The sequence below is a fragment of the Cellulosimicrobium sp. PMB13 genome (assembly GCF_051294865.1).
In the GTDB taxonomy this organism is placed as follows: Bacteria; Actinomycetota; Actinomycetes; order Actinomycetales; family Cellulomonadaceae; genus Cellulosimicrobium.
In genome coordinates this window covers 4,091,260-4,106,108 of the sequence record NZ_CP145910.1, presented here as the reverse complement: position 1 = coordinate 4,106,108, position 14,849 = coordinate 4,091,260, and the positions used below count along the sequence as shown (strand labels likewise).

13 protein-coding genes are annotated in these 14,849 nt (G+C 75.1%); 6 read left to right on the top strand and 7 right to left on the bottom strand.

Translation table 11 applies throughout. The features are described from left to right. Positions 1 to 19: 19 nt before the first annotated feature. Positions 20 to 922 (top strand): dTDP-4-dehydrorhamnose reductase, encoded by a 903-nt coding sequence (gene rfbD / locus V5D56_RS18340; RefSeq protein WP_435736699.1) that lies wholly within the window; start codon positions 20 to 22, stop codon positions 920 to 922. Between the two features lie 69 nt (positions 923 to 991). Here rfbD and V5D56_RS18335 read toward each other — a convergent pair whose 3' ends face one another. The 4 genes from V5D56_RS18335 to V5D56_RS18320 are packed head-to-tail and all read right to left on the bottom strand — an operon-like array spanning position 992 to position 4,507. Next, positions 992 to 1,708 carry a class I SAM-dependent methyltransferase gene (locus tag V5D56_RS18335; protein WP_435736698.1) on the bottom strand — a complete coding sequence of 239 codons (717 nt, stop codon included), beginning with the start codon at positions 1,706 to 1,708 and terminating at the stop codon, positions 992 to 994. Continuing rightward, complete coding sequence (locus tag V5D56_RS18330) at positions 1,708 to 2,685, bottom strand: lysylphosphatidylglycerol synthase domain-containing protein (protein ID WP_435736697.1); 978 nt, start codon at positions 2,683 to 2,685, stop codon at positions 1,708 to 1,710. The genes V5D56_RS18335 and V5D56_RS18330 overlap by 1 nt, the downstream gene beginning before the upstream one ends. A gap of 44 nt (positions 2,686 to 2,729) precedes the next feature. After that, entirely contained in the window at positions 2,730 to 3,593 is an 864-nt protein-coding gene (gene rfbA, locus V5D56_RS18325) for a glucose-1-phosphate thymidylyltransferase RfbA (RefSeq protein ID WP_435736696.1), read from the bottom strand. Between the two features lie 29 nt (positions 3,594 to 3,622). Beyond that, complete coding sequence (locus tag V5D56_RS18320; protein WP_435736695.1) at positions 3,623 to 4,507, bottom strand: glycosyltransferase family 2 protein; 885 nt, start codon at positions 4,505 to 4,507, stop codon at positions 3,623 to 3,625. A gap of 109 nt (positions 4,508 to 4,616) precedes the next feature. On the opposite strand from V5D56_RS18320, the gene V5D56_RS18315 reads away from it, so the two are divergent. Next, a complete protein-coding gene (locus V5D56_RS18315) occupies positions 4,617 to 5,930 on the top strand; it encodes a UDP-glucose dehydrogenase family protein (RefSeq protein ID WP_435736694.1) in 1,314 nt (437 codons plus the stop codon). A gap of 51 nt (positions 5,931 to 5,981) precedes the next feature. Here the strand turns inward: V5D56_RS18315 and V5D56_RS18310 are convergent, their stop codons facing one another. Then, positions 5,982 to 6,767: a TIGR03089 family protein gene (locus V5D56_RS18310; RefSeq protein WP_435736693.1), complete on the bottom strand. Its 786-nt coding sequence runs from the start codon at positions 6,765 to 6,767 to the stop codon at positions 5,982 to 5,984. Between the two features lie 155 nt (positions 6,768 to 6,922). Between V5D56_RS18310 and V5D56_RS18305 the strand changes: the two genes are divergently transcribed. The 3 genes from V5D56_RS18305 (at position 6,923) to V5D56_RS18295 (ending at position 12,442) form a co-directional block, all read left to right on the top strand. Beyond that, positions 6,923 to 7,252, top strand: a complete 330-nt coding sequence (locus tag V5D56_RS18305; protein ID WP_435739076.1) for a WhiB family transcriptional regulator — start codon at positions 6,923 to 6,925, stop codon at positions 7,250 to 7,252. A 148-nt stretch (positions 7,253 to 7,400) separates the two neighbouring features. Next, positions 7,401 to 10,793, top strand: a complete 3,393-nt coding sequence (locus tag V5D56_RS18300; protein WP_435736692.1) for a glycosyltransferase — start codon at positions 7,401 to 7,403, stop codon at positions 10,791 to 10,793. Continuing rightward, positions 10,790 to 12,442, top strand: coding sequence for a DUF5719 family protein (locus V5D56_RS18295; RefSeq protein ID WP_435736691.1), 1,653 nt, complete (start codon positions 10,790 to 10,792; stop codon positions 12,440 to 12,442). The genes V5D56_RS18300 and V5D56_RS18295 overlap by 4 nt, the downstream gene beginning before the upstream one ends. 20 nt (positions 12,443 to 12,462) lie before the next feature. Here the strand turns inward: V5D56_RS18295 and V5D56_RS18290 are convergent, their stop codons facing one another. After that, positions 12,463 to 13,056 (bottom strand): metallopeptidase family protein, encoded by a 594-nt coding sequence (locus tag V5D56_RS18290; protein WP_435736690.1) that lies wholly within the window; start codon positions 13,054 to 13,056, stop codon positions 12,463 to 12,465. A gap of 122 nt (positions 13,057 to 13,178) precedes the next feature. On the opposite strand from V5D56_RS18290, the gene V5D56_RS18285 reads away from it, so the two are divergent. Next, complete coding sequence (locus V5D56_RS18285) at positions 13,179 to 13,532, top strand: DUF3499 domain-containing protein (RefSeq protein ID WP_251150333.1); 354 nt, start codon at positions 13,179 to 13,181, stop codon at positions 13,530 to 13,532. Positions 13,533 to 13,568: 36 nt separating this feature from the next. Here the strand turns inward: V5D56_RS18285 and manA are convergent, their stop codons facing one another. After that, positions 13,569 to 14,798, bottom strand: a complete 1,230-nt coding sequence (manA, locus tag V5D56_RS18280) for a mannose-6-phosphate isomerase, class I (RefSeq protein ID WP_435736689.1) — start codon at positions 14,796 to 14,798, stop codon at positions 13,569 to 13,571. Between the last annotated feature and the right edge of the window lie 51 nt (positions 14,799 to 14,849).

The window sequence follows — 14,849 nt, the reverse complement described above, 5'->3', positions numbered from 1 at the left end:
CATCCAGGGACGGAGCGTCGTGGACGAGACGACGGACCACGGGACCACGCGGACCGGATCCACCGGGCCGTCACGCCGATGGCTGGTGGTCGGAGCGGGCGGCATGCTCGGGCACGACGTCGTGGCGGCGGTCGGTGCCACGGGCCACGAGGTGGTCGCGGTCGACCGCCGGTCGCTGGACGTCACGGACCCGGTCGCTACGGCCGATGCCGCCCGCGGGTTCGACGTCGTCGTGAACTGTGCCGCATGGACGGCGGTCGACGACGCCGAGTCGCAGGAGCCGGCCGCGTTCGCGGTGAACGGCACGGGCGCCGCCAACGTGGCGCGCGGGGCTGCTCGGGCAGGGGCGCGCGTCGTGCACGTCTCGACCGACTACGTCTTCGACGGCCACGCCACCCAGCCGTACGCGGAGGACGCTCCTCCCGCGCCGCGGTCGGCCTACGGGCGCACCAAGCTGGCGGGGGAGTGGGCCGTCCGGGCCGAGGCTCCGGACCACCTCGTCGTGCGGACCGCGTGGCTCTACGGAGCTCACGGCGCGTGCTTCCCGAAGACCATGGCCCGCCTGGCGGCCGAGCGCGACGAGCTCACCGTGGTCGACGACCAGGTCGGTCAGCCGACCTGGACCGTGGACCTCGCCGACCTCATCGTGCGCCTCGTGGCGGCGGGAGCCCCGAGCGGGACGTACCACGGCACGTCGTCGGGGTCCGCGTCCTGGTTCGAGTTCGCGCGACAGGTCGTGGCGTCGGCGGGCGGGGGCGCCCGCGTGGTCCCGACGACGAGCGAGGGCTTCGTCCGTCCGGCTCCGCGCCCGGCCTACTCGGTGCTGGGTCACGAGGCCCTGCGTGCCTCCGGCGTGGAGCCGATCGGTGCGTGGGAGGAGCGGTGGGCGTCGGCCGCGACCACGGTGCTGGGCCGGGACTGACCGGGCCTGCCCGACCGGCCGGCCCCGCTCGAGCGGCCCTGACCGACGGCCCCGGTCGAGCGGCCCGGGTCAGACGGGGCTCAGGAGCGACGTCTGCTCGCCGTAGGGGAGCGTGGGCGTGAGGCCGGTGCAGCGCCTCTCGCGCAGACCGCTGCTCTCGATCGCGGGCCTGTACCGGGCCCGGCGGCTGTTGTCGAACACCACGAGACCGTCCGGCGCGAGGCGCTGCACGGCGTGCGCGAGGCTCGCGCCCCGCGCACGCCCGTCGACCACCACGAGGTCGAACGTCCCACCGGCGCGGTCGATCGCGGCGACGTAGTCGGCGAAGTCGAGCCCGGACTGGCCCTCCTTCTGCGACGGCACGACCGGGTGGTCCGAGACCTCGGGCTCGACGAGCTCGACGCTGAGGTTGTCCTGCGCCTCGAAGGACGGGCGCATGTACTCGTAGAAGCCCTCGTGGTGCTCGACGGAGTGCACCTCTCCCGCACGGCGCGCGAGCCACAGCGAGCTCGCGCCGGACCCGTACTCGAAGATGCGGGCCTGCTCGCGACCCTTGAGCCAGGTCTCCACGGCGTCGATCGCGTCGTAGGTCCACCACGGGACGTCCATCTTGATCATGGCCTGCGGGTCGTACACCCGCGTGAGGCTGTAGAACCAGTGCTTGGTGCGTGCGGTGCGGGGAGGAGGAGCGTCGTCGAGGACGTGCAGGGCTCGCAGCCCCGACCCGAGCGTCTTCATGCCTGACACGTAGGCGCTCTTCGACATGCGGAGGACGGTGTCTCTCATCAGGTCTGCTCCTCGGTGGTCACCGGACGAGCCCGGCGACGAAGATACGAGAACGCCACCAAAGCGGCGGCGCCGTCCACGAGAACATAGAGCAGTCGCGAGACTGTGGCAACGATCACACCCGGTGCCGCGCCGAGCCCGCACAACGCGGCGAAGACGATCTCGCGCAGGCCGGCGCCGGCGGGTACGGGGACCGCGACGATCCCGACCGTCCACGCGGCGACGGCGGCCATCGACACCGCCGCCGCCGACTGCTCGTACCCCAGCGAGGCCGTGACGAGCACCGATGCGCCGCCCACGAAGAGCCACGACGGGAGGGTGAGCACGGTCAGCCGGCACATCGCCCCCCAGCTGGGCACCGTGAGCATCCGGTCCCCCCGCAGCGCGACGTGCATCAGCCGCAGACCGAGGCCGACGACCCGCGGGTGCAGGAGCACCGCTCCGAGGGGGAGGGCGAGGGCGAACCACGCCACCCAGGTCGGCGCGTCACCCAGCGCGACGGCCAGCGGCCCGACGACGCCGCAGAACCAGCCCCCGGAGACGACGATCGCGCCGAGCGACAGGAGCGTCGAGGCGTAGCTGGTCCGGCGGTCGATCCCTCCGCGCACCGACAGCTCGCCGCGCCCGACGATCGCCCAGATGCCTCCGGGCAGGTACTTGCCGATCTCCCCGCCGAAGTACCAGGCGAGGACGTCGTTCACGGCCCGGCCGTGCCCCACGATGCGCAGGCAGTACCACCACGCGGTGGCCAGCACGAGACCCGCGAGAGCGCTGACCAGGAGGGCGACGGCGAGGAGCGTCAGGTCGGCGGAGCGCAGGTCCGCCGAGATCCGGTCCCACTGGGTGACCACCGTCCACACGCACAGCGCGACGGCGACGACGGCCACCAGCCGGCCCGCGAGGCGGACCCATCTGGCTCGTGCGGTGGTGGGGCGGGCATCGTCGTCCTGCGCAACCTCGGGCTCCTCAGATGTCACGGCCCCACAGTACGGTGCGCTCCGGCGGAGCCCCAGGGTGGCGACTACTCGTCGAGGAGGCCGATGAGGTAGGAGCCGTACCCGGACTTCACGAGGGCCTCGCCACGCTGGCGGAGCTCGTCGTCGGAGAGGAAGCCGCGGCGCCAGGCGACCTCCTCGGGCGAGCCGATCTTCAGGCCCTGGCGATTCTCGATGGTGCGCACGTAGTCCGAGGCCTCGAGCAGCGAGTCGAACGTGCCGGTGTCCAGCCAGGCCGTGCCGCGGGGCAGGACCTCGACCTGGAGCCGTCCCTGGCGCAGGTACTCGCGGTTGACGTCGGTGATCTCGTACTCGCCGCGGGGGGAGGGCTCGAGGTCGCGGGCGATGGCGACGACGTCGTTGTCGTAGAAGTACAGGCCGGGGACGGCGTAGCTGGAGCGGGGCTGGGCGGGCTTCTCCTCGAGCGACAGGGCGCGGCCCTGCGCGTCGAACTCGACCACGCCGTAGGCGGTGGGGTCCGAGACGCGGTAGGCGAAGACGGCGCCGCCGTCGATGTCCTCGAACCGGGTGAGCTGGGAGCCCAGACCGGGTCCGTAGAAGATGTTGTCCCCCAGGACGAGGGCGGCGGAGTCGTCCCCGATGAAGTCCGCGCCGAGGACGAACGCCTGGGCGAGGCCGTTCGGCTCGGCCTGGACGGTGTAGCTGATCGAGACGCCGAACTGCGACCCGTCACCGAGCAGGCGGCGGAACTGCTCGGCGTCGTGCGGGGTGGTGATGACGAGGATGTCCTGGATGCCCGCGAGGATCAGCGTGGACAGGGGGTAGTAGATCATCGGCTTGTCGTAGACCGGGACGAGCTGCTTGCTCACGCCGAGGGTGATCGGGTGCAGACGGGTGCCGGAGCCGCCGGCCAGGATGATTCCACGCATGGTCGCCATTGTGCCGTACGCCAGGTGGCTCAGGACCGTGTCGCCCGGCGCGCGCCGGCGACCTCCAGCTGCTCGCGCACGCGCAGACCGAGGACGGCGACCCAGCGCACCGGTGCCTCGAACCAGCGCCGGTACCGGCGCCGCACGTACCGTCGGGCGCTGGCGTGGTGGGCGCGGATCATCGGTTCGGGCGTCCGCTTCCAGGACGCGCCCTGGATGTGCGTCACGGTCGCCGAGGGGACGACGACGTTCTCCCACCCCGCACGGCCCAGCCGCTCCCCGAGGTCGAGGTCCTCGAAGAACATGAAGTAGCCGTTGTCGAACCCCGACACCGCCTCGAAGGCCTCGCGGCGCAGCAGGAGGAGCGCTCCCGAGAGCCAGCCGACGGCGCGCTCGGCACCGGGGTCCGCTGGGTTCTCCCGGCGGTAGCGGCGGGACAGCGGGTTGGACGGCCAGACGCGCACCAGGAGCGCGTGCCCGGCCCCGAGCCACAACGAGGGGACCGCCCGCGCCGACGGGTACACCGTGCCGTCCTCGTTGAGGATCCGCGGACCGAGCGAGCCCGCCGTCGGGCGGCGCGCGGCGGCGTCGAGCAGGGCGTCCAGGGACCCGGGTTCCCAGACGACGTCGGGGTTCGCGACCACCAGCCACGGCGAGGCGGAACCGCGCGCGCCGATGTTCGCCGCGCGGCCGTAGCCGACGTTGCCCCCGGACTCGACGAGACGTGCCGCGCCCTCGTCGACGAGCTGCTGCACCACCGCGCTGGGTCCGCCGTTGTTCACCAGGACCAGCTCGTACGACTCGCTCGTCGCCGTGCGCAGCGAGCGTGCGAAGGCCTCGAGCTCGGGGCCGGGGTTGAACACGACGCAGACGACTCGGACGGCAGGGGGGACCGGCGGAGGGGCGGACGGCATGGCACGCGAGCCTAGCGGTCGCCCGACGCGCCGCGGGCACGCCGGCGGCGATTGGGGCGTAGGGTCCCGATCGGATAACCTCCTGGCGACATCGGCCCGAAGGACACGCGTGAAAATCTCAGTGATCGGTTGCGGTTACCTCGGCGCCGTGCACGCGGCGTGCATGGCGAAGCTCGGCCACGAGGTGGTGGGCGTCGACGTCGACGAGGCGAAGGTCGCCGCGCTCGCAGAGGGGCGCGCGCCGTTCTTCGAGCCAGGCCTGCCCGAGCTGCTCACCGAGGTCTCGGGCACCGGGACCCTGCGCTTCACGACGGACATGGCGGAGGTCGCGGGCTCGCAGGTCCACTTCGTCTGCGTCGGGACCCCGCAGCGCCGTGGCGAGTACGCGGCCGACCTGCGGTACGTCGAGAGCGCCGTGACGGGCTTGATCCCTCATCTGCGCGAGGGCGACCTCGTCGTCGGCAAGTCGACCGTCCCGGTCGGCACGGCCGCCGGGATCGCGGGGCGGCTCGAGCGCGAGGTGCCGGGGGTGTCGCTCGCGTGGAACCCGGAGTTCCTCCGGGAGGGCTTCGCGGTCAAGGACACGCTCCACCCCGACCGGCTGGTCTACGGGGTCCCCGCCGCGGAGGCGGGGGAGCGGGCGGTCGCGCTGCTCGACGAGGTGTACGCCGGGCCGCTGTCGGAGCACACGCCCCGTGTCGTGACGGACTACCCGACCGCCGAGCTCGTGAAGGTCGCCGCCAACTCGTTCCTCGCGACGAAGATCTCGTTCATCAACGCGATGGCCGAGCTGTGCGAGGAGACGGGAGCGGACGTCACGCGCCTCGCCGACGCGATCGGGTACGACGACCGGATCGGGCGCAAGTTCCTCAACGCGGGCCTCGGCTTCGGCGGCGGCTGCCTCCCGAAGGACATCCGCGCCTTCATGGCCCGGGCGGGCGAGCTCGGCGCGGACCAGGCCGTGGCGTTCCTCAAGGAGATCGACGCGATCAACACGCGCCGCCGGGTCCGGATGGTCGACCTCGCGCGCGAGGTGCTCGACGGGTCCATCGTGGGCAAGCGGATCGCCGTGCTCGGGGCGGCGTTCAAGCCCAACAGCGACGACGTCCGGGACTCGCCGGCCCTCGACGTGGCGGTCCAGCTCGCGCGACAGGGCGCGGACGTCCGGGTGACCGATCCCCAGGCGGTCCCCAACGCGCGCCGGGTGCACCCCGAGCTGCGGCTCGTGGAGTCCCTGGACGAGGCGGTCGTCGACGCCGACATCGTGCTGCTCCTCACGGAGTGGCAGGAGTACCGCGAGCTCGTCCCGGCCGAGCTCGCCGAGAAGGTCGCGGGGCAGCGGATCCTCGACGGGCGCAACGTCCTCGACCCGGTCGCCTGGCGCTCCGCCGGCTGGACGTACCGGGCGCTCGGCCGCCCCTGACCTCGTCGCGTCCGACCGCCTCGCCGTCCGACCGCCCCGCGTCGGGGCGCGTCAGGCGGTGACGCGCTCGTCCCGTGCGATGCGCTCGAGGCGCGTCGCGTCCAGCGTCTGCACGAGCACCGCCGAGCCGTCGGACGCCCACAGGCGCACGACGGTCCGCAGGACGCCGTCCAGGGGTTCTGCGGCTGCGGCGACGAGCTCCCGGTGGCCGGCGCCGGCCGTCTCGCCGCCCGTCGCGTCGGCCTCTGCGGGACGCAGGAGCTCGGCATGGTCGCGCTCGGCAGCGCCCGCGACGGCCGGGAGGTCGAGGTCGGGCTCCGGCACCCAGCCCAGCTGGTCGCCGTACGTCATCACCGCCGACGCGGCGTCGACGGCCCCGGCCGGCAGGTCGCCGTCGAACCCGCGCGCGAGGGCGGGGAGCGAGACGGCGACGAGCTCGGCCCTGGAGCCGGCCCACCGCCCTGGCCGTGCCGTCACGACGACGTCGGGTGCCTCGGCCGCTCCGGTCGCCCCGTCCTCGTCCACGAGGACGGCGGTCGCGCCGACGCGCCACACCGCGAGCGCCCAGATGACGGTGCGCCAATGCGCGGGCAGGTCGATGACGACGCGTGTTCCCGGGCCCGCGTCGAATTCCTCGACGAGCAGGTTCGTCGTCTTGTTGATCCAGTTTTCAAGCACCGCGCCGGACAGCTCGACGCGTTCACCGTCGTCGCCATACCAGGTGAGCCGCGGGCGGCCGGGTTCACGGGTGATCAGACGCAGCAGGTCAGCGACGTGCGCCGGGCGCTCGCCGGGAGTGCCGGAGCCGGCCGCGGAGGGATGGGGAGAGGTCACCATGGCACCACCCTAGGTGGTGTGCTATGCGTCCGGACATGTCGGGATTTCACCCCGGCGCCTTCGCGGGGCTATCACATTTCGGCTTGACGCCTGAGGACGACACGCGTGTAATTTCTTCAATGCAGTTTCTCGTGAACGGCATGAAGGGGCGCACGATGTGGAACATTCTGGACGGAGCCGGAGGGGGCATTCCCTCCGACGCTGGGCGTGAGGTGGAGCGTGTAGCACCGGTGCTGCCGCTCTTCGGCGAGCCGGTCGACGACGGGCTCATGGGGTGGCAGGAGCGCGCCCTGTGCGCGCAGACCGACCCGGAGGCGTTCTTCCCCGAGAAGGGCGGGTCCACGCGCGAGGCCAAGAAGGTTTGCACGGGCTGCGAGGTCCGCGCGGAGTGCCTCGAGTACGCGCTCGAGAACGACGAGCGCTTCGGGATCTGGGGCGGGCTGTCCGAGCGGGAGCGCCGCAAGCTCAAGCGCCGCGTCGTCTGACGGGGCGTCGGGCCTGGCGGGAGCGGACGGCACGAGCGCCGGACCGCAGTCCCCACGGGCCCTTCTCAGGCGGGGTGACGACACCCCGCCACACCGAGGCGCGCAAATGCCGGGTCCCGCGCCGTCCTCGTCGCATGATCGACGGGACATGACTTCCTCGGACCTGACGAGCAGCACGCGCGCGCCCCTCCCGGGCCCTGCGCAGACCGTGGTGCGCGCGCCCGTCGGCGCCGCGCCGCCGACGTCGCCCCCGACCGGCGTGCCGGTCTCGGCGCCCGACGTCGTCGCGACGGTGACGGGCGCGCTGGCCGTCGTGGTGACCGTCACCGCGGTGGTGGTCACGCGCGGCGAGTCCCCGTACCTGCGCCGCACGCTCGCCGCGGTGCGCGACCAGACGAGCGGGCCGGACGCCGTCGTCGTCGTCGACGCCGCGAGCGCGGGGGCCGCCGGCCAGTACCCCGACCTCCACCTCGGCGACGCGCGGTTCGTCGCGGCGCCCAGGGCGCGCTCGTTCGGTGACGCCGTGGACGCCGCCCTGGCGAACGTGGACGCGGGCACGTGGATCTGGCTCCTGCACGACGACTCCGCGCCGGCGCCGGACGCTCTCGCCGAGCTGCTGCGCGCCGTCGAGCACTCGAGCGCCGTGGCCGTCGCGGGGCCGAAGCAGGAGCGATGGGTGCACGGCCCGGCGCCCGAGCCGGCGGACCCGTTCGAGCCGGGGAGCCCGGGGCGCCTCCTCGAGGTCGGCTTCACGACGACGCCGCTGGGCCGTCGGATGACGGGCATCGACGACGACGAGATCGACCAGGGTCAGCACGACGCGCGCGAGGACGTGCTCGCGGTCGGTCTCGCGGGAGCGCTCGTGCGTCGGGCCGCCTGGGAGGAGCTTGGCGGGACCGACCCGGAGCTCGGCCCGTTCGGGGACGGTCTCGACCTGTGCCGGCGCGCGCGGCTCGCGGGGCACCGGGTGATCGTCGTCCCGTCGGCCGTGGTGCGGCACGCGCAGGCGTCGCTCCTCGGGTTGCGGGACCGGTCCGCGCGCCGGGCCGGCGAGGCGCCGCGGCCGGACCCGGACACGTCGTACGTCCAGCGACGACGGGCGCACCTGCACGCTCGTCTCGTCGGTGTCGCGCTCCCGTGGCTGCCGGTCGTCGCGCTGGCCATGCTCCTGGCGGCGCCGTTCCACGCCATGTACCGCCTGCTCGTCAAGCAGCCCGGTCACGCGCGCGACGAGATCGTCGCGCCGGTCTGGGCGCTGGCCCGGGTCGGGCCGGTCGTGCGAGCACGCCGGCGGGCCGGGCGGACGGCGCGGCTGCCGCGCGGCACGCTGCGTCCGCTCAAGGGGACGTGGCGCGAGGTCCTCGCCGAACGCCGGGACCGTCGTCTCGCGCGGGCCGAGCTGCGGCGCACGGTGTGGGCACCCACGGACATCGAGCGGCGCGAGCTCCGCGCGCTGGCCGTGCGCCGGCGGGCCGGCCTCGGCGTCGTGGTCGCGGGGCTCGCGGGACTCACCGCGCTCGTCTTCGGCCCGCTCGTCGGTCCCCTCCTGGCCGGGGGCCGGCTCGTCGGCGGAGGCATGCTCCCGGCCGGCAGCACGCTCGGGGACGTGTGGCGGGCCGCCACGACGGGCTGGATCTCGACGGAGCTCGGGGCGTCGGCGCCCGCCGACCCGTTCGTCTCCGCGCTCGTCCCCGGGGCGCTCCTCGCGGGCGGCTCGGCGCAGACCGCCGTCGACGTCCTCGTGCCGGCCTGCTTCCTCGTTGCCGGTCTGGGCGCCTGGTTCGCGGCGGGAGCTCTCACGCGCTCGGTGGCCCTGCGCGGATGGGCGGCGCTCGTCTGGGTCGCGGCGCCGAGCCTGCTCGCCGCCGTCGACTCGGGGCGCATCGGTGCGGTCCTCGCGCACGCCGCGCTGCCGTGGGTGGCGCTGACCGTGGTGCGCGCCGTCGGCCTGCAGCGGGTCGACGTCGTCGCCCCGGCCACGCCCGACGCGCCCCGCCGCCCCACCCGTCCGGAGCCCGGGTCGCTCGCCGCGGCCGCGGCGGCGGGGTTCGCGTTCGCCGTGGCCGTCGCCGGGGCGCCCGTCCTCCTCCCGGCCGGCCTGGTCGCCCTCGGGGTCGTGGCGCTGGGCGTCCGCCGCCACCGCCGCTACCTCGCGCTCGTCCCCGTCCCCGCGGCCGTCGTCTTCGCCCCGTTCCTCGTGCACGCGGTCCGCACGTGGTCCGACGGCGGGTGGCGGCTCCTGCTCGCCGACCCCGGGGCGCCCGTCGCCTCCGACGCGGCACCCGGGTGGCAGCAGGTGCTCGGGCTGCCCGTCACCCCCGTGCCGTGGTTCGGTGCGGACGGGACGGGCGCCGCCGACCTCCTCGCGCGGTGGGCGCCGTTCGTCGCGGGCGGCGTCGTCGTCGTGCTGGCCGTGGCCGCCGTCGTGCGAGGACGTCGTGCCGCCGCGGGCGCGTGGTTCGTCGCGGCGGTCGGGATCGGCGCGGGCGTCCTCGCGGGGGCGACGACCGTCGCCCCCGGTCCCGCGGACGCCGCACCGGTCACGGGCTGGCCGGGTGCGGGCGTGTCGTTGGCGCTCCTCGCGCTCCTCGGCGCGGCGCTCGCCGGGCTGCCCCGGCTCCCGGGGCGGGACGCGGCCGCGTGGCGCACGGGCAGCGTCGTCGCGCTCGCGCTCGTGGTGACCCTGCTCCCGCTCGGGACGGCCGCGTCGTGGACCGCGCAGGTCCTCGACCGCACCGATGCCAGCGTGGGAGCCGTCCGCGCCACCACGCAGCCCGTCGTCCCGCCGGTCGGCCGCCAGATGCAGACGTCCCCGCGGCAGGCCCGTGTGCTGACGCTCGAGCCCGGGGCGGACGGCGTCGTCGCGTACGCCGCGCTCCGCGGTGACGGGCCCCAGGCCGTGGACGCGTCCGCCGTCGTGCGCTCGCGCCAGGAGGCCGCGCCCGGCGTCGTCGAGGCGGACCTGCCCGCGACGGTCGCCGAGCTCACCGCAGGCACGTCCGACGACGCCGCGGCGCGCCTCGCGCGGCTGGGCGTGGGGGCGGTCCTCGTCCCGGCGTCCGTGCCGGCGGACCAGGAGCGGGCCGAGCTGGTCGCCCGGCTCGACATGGTGCCGGGCCTCGAACGCATGACGGAGGGACGGTCGGAGGTGACGTGGCGGGTGGCGCCGGAGGGCGTCGAGCCGTCGTACGCGCGCGTGGAGACGGCGGACGGTGCGGTCGAGACGCTCGCCGCCGACCGGAGCGCGCTGCGGCCCGTCGACGTCGCGCTGGTCGCCGGGCCGGCGGACCGTACGGTCGTGCTGGCGGAGAACGCCGCTCCCGGCTGGCGCGCGACCCTCGACGGGCGAGCGCTCGACCCGGTCGACCCGGCGCTGACGGGCGGTCTGCAGGCGTTCGAGCTCGGTCCGGACGGCGGGCACCTCGCGGTCTTCCACGCCGCGGACCACCGGACGGGGTGGCTGGCGGTCACGGGTGTCGTCCTGCTCGTGTTCGTCCTGCTGGCGGTCCCGGTGCGGCGACGTCGGCCGGTGGCGCGATGACGGCCCGGCGCTCTGTCGCCCGTCGGCTCGCGACGACGGGCGCAGGCGTGGTCGGCATCCTCGCCGTGGGAGCGGTCGCGGCGTTCGGGGGCGTCCTCACGGACCGCGTGCCCGACGCCGAGGTGGTCGATCCCGTCGAGCACGTGACGGTGGCTCCCGCGCAGGACGTCCTCGTGTGCCCCGGACCCGCGCGGCTTACCGACCCCGAGGCGGTCGGGGACGCCCAGTTCGGGCCGGCCCCGGTCGGCACGACGAGCGCGCTGCGGGCCGCCGTCGGAGGGGACGCGACGTCGACCCTCACACCGCTCGACGGCGGCGCGGCAGCCGAGCTCGACGCGGGCGCGGACACGGAAGGTCCCGCCGCGACGACGGTCGAGGACCCGTCCGTCGGGTCGGTGCTCGCGGTCCGGCCGGGCGAGGGCGACCCGCCGCGGCCCGCGGCGTCCGTGGGCTCGGTGACGACCGCGGGCGACCTGCGCGGTCTCGCCGCGGCGAGCTGTGTCCGACCCGGGATCAGCCACTGGCTCGTCGGCGGAAGCACCGAGGTCGGCAGCAGCGCCCAGCTCGTCCTCCAGAACCCCGGCCTCACGCCGGCGACGGTCCAGGTGACCGCCTGGGGACAGGGCGGCCAGGCGGTCCTCGCCGGGGGCGGGCAACAGCTCGTCGGGCCGGGAGAGGAGGTCGTGACGCTCGTCGAGGCGGCCGCACCCGAGCAGCGACGCCTCGTCGTGCACGTCGAGGCGTCCGGCGGGCTCGTCTCCGCGTACCTGCAGCACACCACCCTCGACGGGCTCGTCCCGCTCGGGGTCGACGACGTCGTGCCGGGCGCCCAGCCCGCCCAGGCCGTCGCGCTCACGGGGTTCCAGAGCGGGGGAGAGGCCGTCGACGACCCGCACGCGCCCCGGCTGCGCGTGCTCGCTCCCGGCCCGGACGCGGGGACGGCGCGCGTCGTCGTCCACGGCGAGGACGGGGTCGTGCCGCTGCGCGGCGTCGAGGAGGTCGCGCTCACGCCGGGCGTCGTGACGGACGTGTCGCTGGGCGGTCTGCCCGAGGGCCGGTACACGGTCGCGGTCCACGCCGACGTCCCCGTCGTCGCCGGAGGCTCCGTCGACCGGCGGGGCGAGCCGGACCCCGACCTGCTCCACGAGGAGCGACAGTACGACCGGGCCTGGATCGCGGCGGTGCCGCTCACGGTGCCCGAGTCCACCGGGCCGGCACGGGCGGGCCAGGTCGCGCTCGTCCCGCGCACGTCGTCGAGCCTGTCGCTCGCGGCGGTGCCGGTCGACGACGAGGCAGGCGACCCTCCGGCCGGAGAGGTCGAGCTGGTGGTGCGCGCCTACGCCGTGGACGGGACGCTCCTCGGGGAGGAGACGGTCGCCGTGCCGGCCGGGGCGACGACCACGCTCGCCGCGAGCTCGCTGCGGCCGGAGGACTCGGACGACGCGCCGGCGACCGTCACCGTCGACGTCGTCCGGGGCGTCGAGGGAGTCGTCCCCCTGTGGTCGGTGCTCGCGAGCGCCGGCCCGCCGAGCGGGGACGAGGGCGACAGGACGCCGAGCCTGCTCTCCGTGCTGCTCCCGGTCACCGACGGCACCGCACCGCGCGAGGTGGCCGTCCGCGCGTCGGGCACGGCTGGGCTCGGGCAGTAGTACCGGGCCCGGCCCGGCCGTCAGTGGTCGCCGGTGTAGCGCGGGTCGATCTCCTCGGGCGAGCGCGCCAGCAGGTGCGCGACCTGCTCCACGACCACGTCGCGCACGAGGTCCTCGAGGTCCTCCGCGTCCAGCGCGCGGGCCTCGACCGGGCGACGGTAGACGACGACCCGGGACGGCTGGCCGGACTCCGCCGGGAAGCAGCGACCGAGCGGGACCACGCCCTGCTCCCACGGCGCGGGGTCGGACGGCGGGACGTCCTCGACGGCGAACTCCGTCCCGCGCAGCTGCTTGGCCCACCCACGCTCCACGCGTTCGACCACGTCGACCACGACGTCGTCGAACCGCTCGGCCCGCGTCCGGCTCGCCGGCGCGGACGGCGGGAGGAGGGGGCCGCGCAGGCCGCGGCCCCGACGGTCGCGGCGTCGTGCCGCCGGTCCGTGCCCGCCGGGCCCGGGCGCGCGCAGGGGGATGTCCAGGTCGTCGAACGACGGCTCGACGGGCCCCTGCTCCGCGGACGCGGTCGGACGGCGACCGGTGGCCCGGTCGCGCGACCGGCGCCCACGCCCTGCCGGCTCGGGCCGGGAACCGGGGAAGGAAGGGAAGCCACGCACACGACGACTGTAGACGTGCAGGTGGGCCGCTGTCCCGCTGCGGTCCCGGTCGAGCCGGGACACGGGGACCACGACGGCGTGTGCCGCGACCGCCGACCTCGCGGAAGGCGTAAGGTCACCCCGTGAGATCCGTCAGGCAGTGCTCGCGCACGGCGTGCGTCCGTGCCGCCGTCGCGACCCTCACCTACGTGTACGCCGACTCGACGGCGGTCCTGGGTCCGCTCGCGCACCTCGCCGAGCCCCACAGCTACGACCTGTGCGCCGAGCACGCCGAGCGTCTCACCGCCCCGCGCGGCTGGGAGGTCGTGCGGCTCTCTCCGGAGTTCGTCGAGACCGGCCCGAGCGACGACGACCTGTCGGCGCTCGCGGACGCGGTCCGGGAGGCGGGCAAGGTGCGGAGCGAGCCCGAGCCTGCGGCCGTCACCGAGGTCGGGCGGCGCGGCCACCTGCGCGTGCTGCGCGCCGAGGGCGACTGAGCGAGCCTCGTCGGCCGCAGCGCTCCTGAGCGCCGGCTAAGGGGTCCAGACGCAGACGACGTGGCCGTGTCCGCCGATGCGCAGGGACCCGGCGCTGTGCGGCACGAACGCGGACTCGCCCCGGGCGAGGACCAGGTCGTCCTCGTCGCCGTGCAGGACGGCCTTGCCGTCCAGGCACAGGACGATGCGAGGGCCCTCGGACGGGAACGTCAGCGTCTCGTGCTCGTCGACGTCGGCGACGACGAGGCCGAACTCCTCGACCGGGGCCCGGTACGTGTGGAGCTGTCCGCGGTCGCCCGTGGCGGTGACCGCAGGAACCATGGGGCTGCTCGGCTCGAAGACGGCGCACTCGACCAGTGCCTCCTCGTCGACCCGCTTCGACGTGAGCCCCGCGCGCAGCACGTTGTCGGAGCTCGCCATGACCTCGATGCCGAGGCCGTTGACATAGGCGTGCACCACGCCGGCCGGGATGAACAACGACTCGCCGGGCTCCAGCGTCACCCGGTTGAGCAGGAGCGAGACGAGGGCTCCCGGGTCACCCGGGTGCTGCTCGGCGAGGAGCATGACGGTGCGGTCCGCGCGCTCGTACGGAGATCCGGCGTCCAGTCGACGGCGCACCGACTCGAGGGACTGCACGAGCGCGGCAGGCGTGCCCGGGTCGTGGCGCGACGCGACGAGGCCCGTGAACGCGGTCCGGATGCCGCGGGCGGACCTGTCGGCGACGAGCGCCTCGCGGACCGCCGCGACGAGCGGGCCGTCGAGGTCCTCGAGGAGGGACAGGATCGCTCGCGGGGTGCGGAAGCCGACGAGTCCCTCGAACTGCGAGAGCGCGACGACCATCTCCGGCTTGTGCTGGTCGTCGTGGAACGAGCGGTCGGGAGAGCCGTGCGGCAGCCCGTCGAGGTTCTCGCGGTTGAAGCCGGCTCGTGCGTGGTGGGGTCGTGGGTGCACCTGGAGCGAGAGGGCCCGGTCGGCGGCGAGCACCTTGAGCAGGTAGGGCAGTCGCGGGCCGAAGGCGTCCGCCACGCGTCGTCCGAGCATCCTCTCGGGGTCGCCCTGGACGAGGTCGGCGAGCGAGACCTGTCCGGCCGAGCCACCCGGTGCCGCGTCGAGCACCGTCGACGGCGCGCTGCGGTGCGCACCGAGCCAGAGCTCCGCGGCCGGCCGGCCGTCCGGGACCGAGCCCAGGAGCTCGTGGATCCGCGTGGGCGAGCCCCAGTCGTAGTGCTGGACCGTGTTGTCGAGCCGGAGGTGCCGGTTGTGCATGCTGAGAGGTCTCGCGTCCGTCTGGCGGGGGCGCGTCCTGCCCTCGCGGTC

Coding starts and splice junctions, on each gene's coding strand:
- V5D56_RS18335 (WP_435736698.1), bottom strand. CDS start 1,708: ATGAGAGACACCGTCCTCCGCATGTCGAAGAGCGCCTACGTGTCAGGC.
- rfbA (WP_435736696.1), bottom strand. CDS start 3,593: ATGCGTGGAATCATCCTGGCCGGCGGCTCCGGCACCCGTCTGCACCCG.
- V5D56_RS18320 (WP_435736695.1), bottom strand. CDS start 4,507: ATGCCGTCCGCCCCTCCGCCGGTCCCCCCTGCCGTCCGAGTCGTCTGC.
- V5D56_RS18310 (WP_435736693.1), bottom strand. CDS start 6,767: ATGGTGACCTCTCCCCATCCCTCCGCGGCCGGCTCCGGCACTCCCGGC.
- V5D56_RS18305 (WP_435739076.1), top strand. CDS start 6,923: ATGTGGAACATTCTGGACGGAGCCGGAGGGGGCATTCCCTCCGACGCT.
- V5D56_RS18300 (WP_435736692.1), top strand. CDS start 7,401: ATGACTTCCTCGGACCTGACGAGCAGCACGCGCGCGCCCCTCCCGGGC.
- V5D56_RS18295 (WP_435736691.1), top strand. CDS start 10,790: ATGACGGCCCGGCGCTCTGTCGCCCGTCGGCTCGCGACGACGGGCGCA.
- manA (WP_435736689.1), bottom strand. CDS start 14,798: ATGCACAACCGGCACCTCCGGCTCGACAACACGGTCCAGCACTACGAC.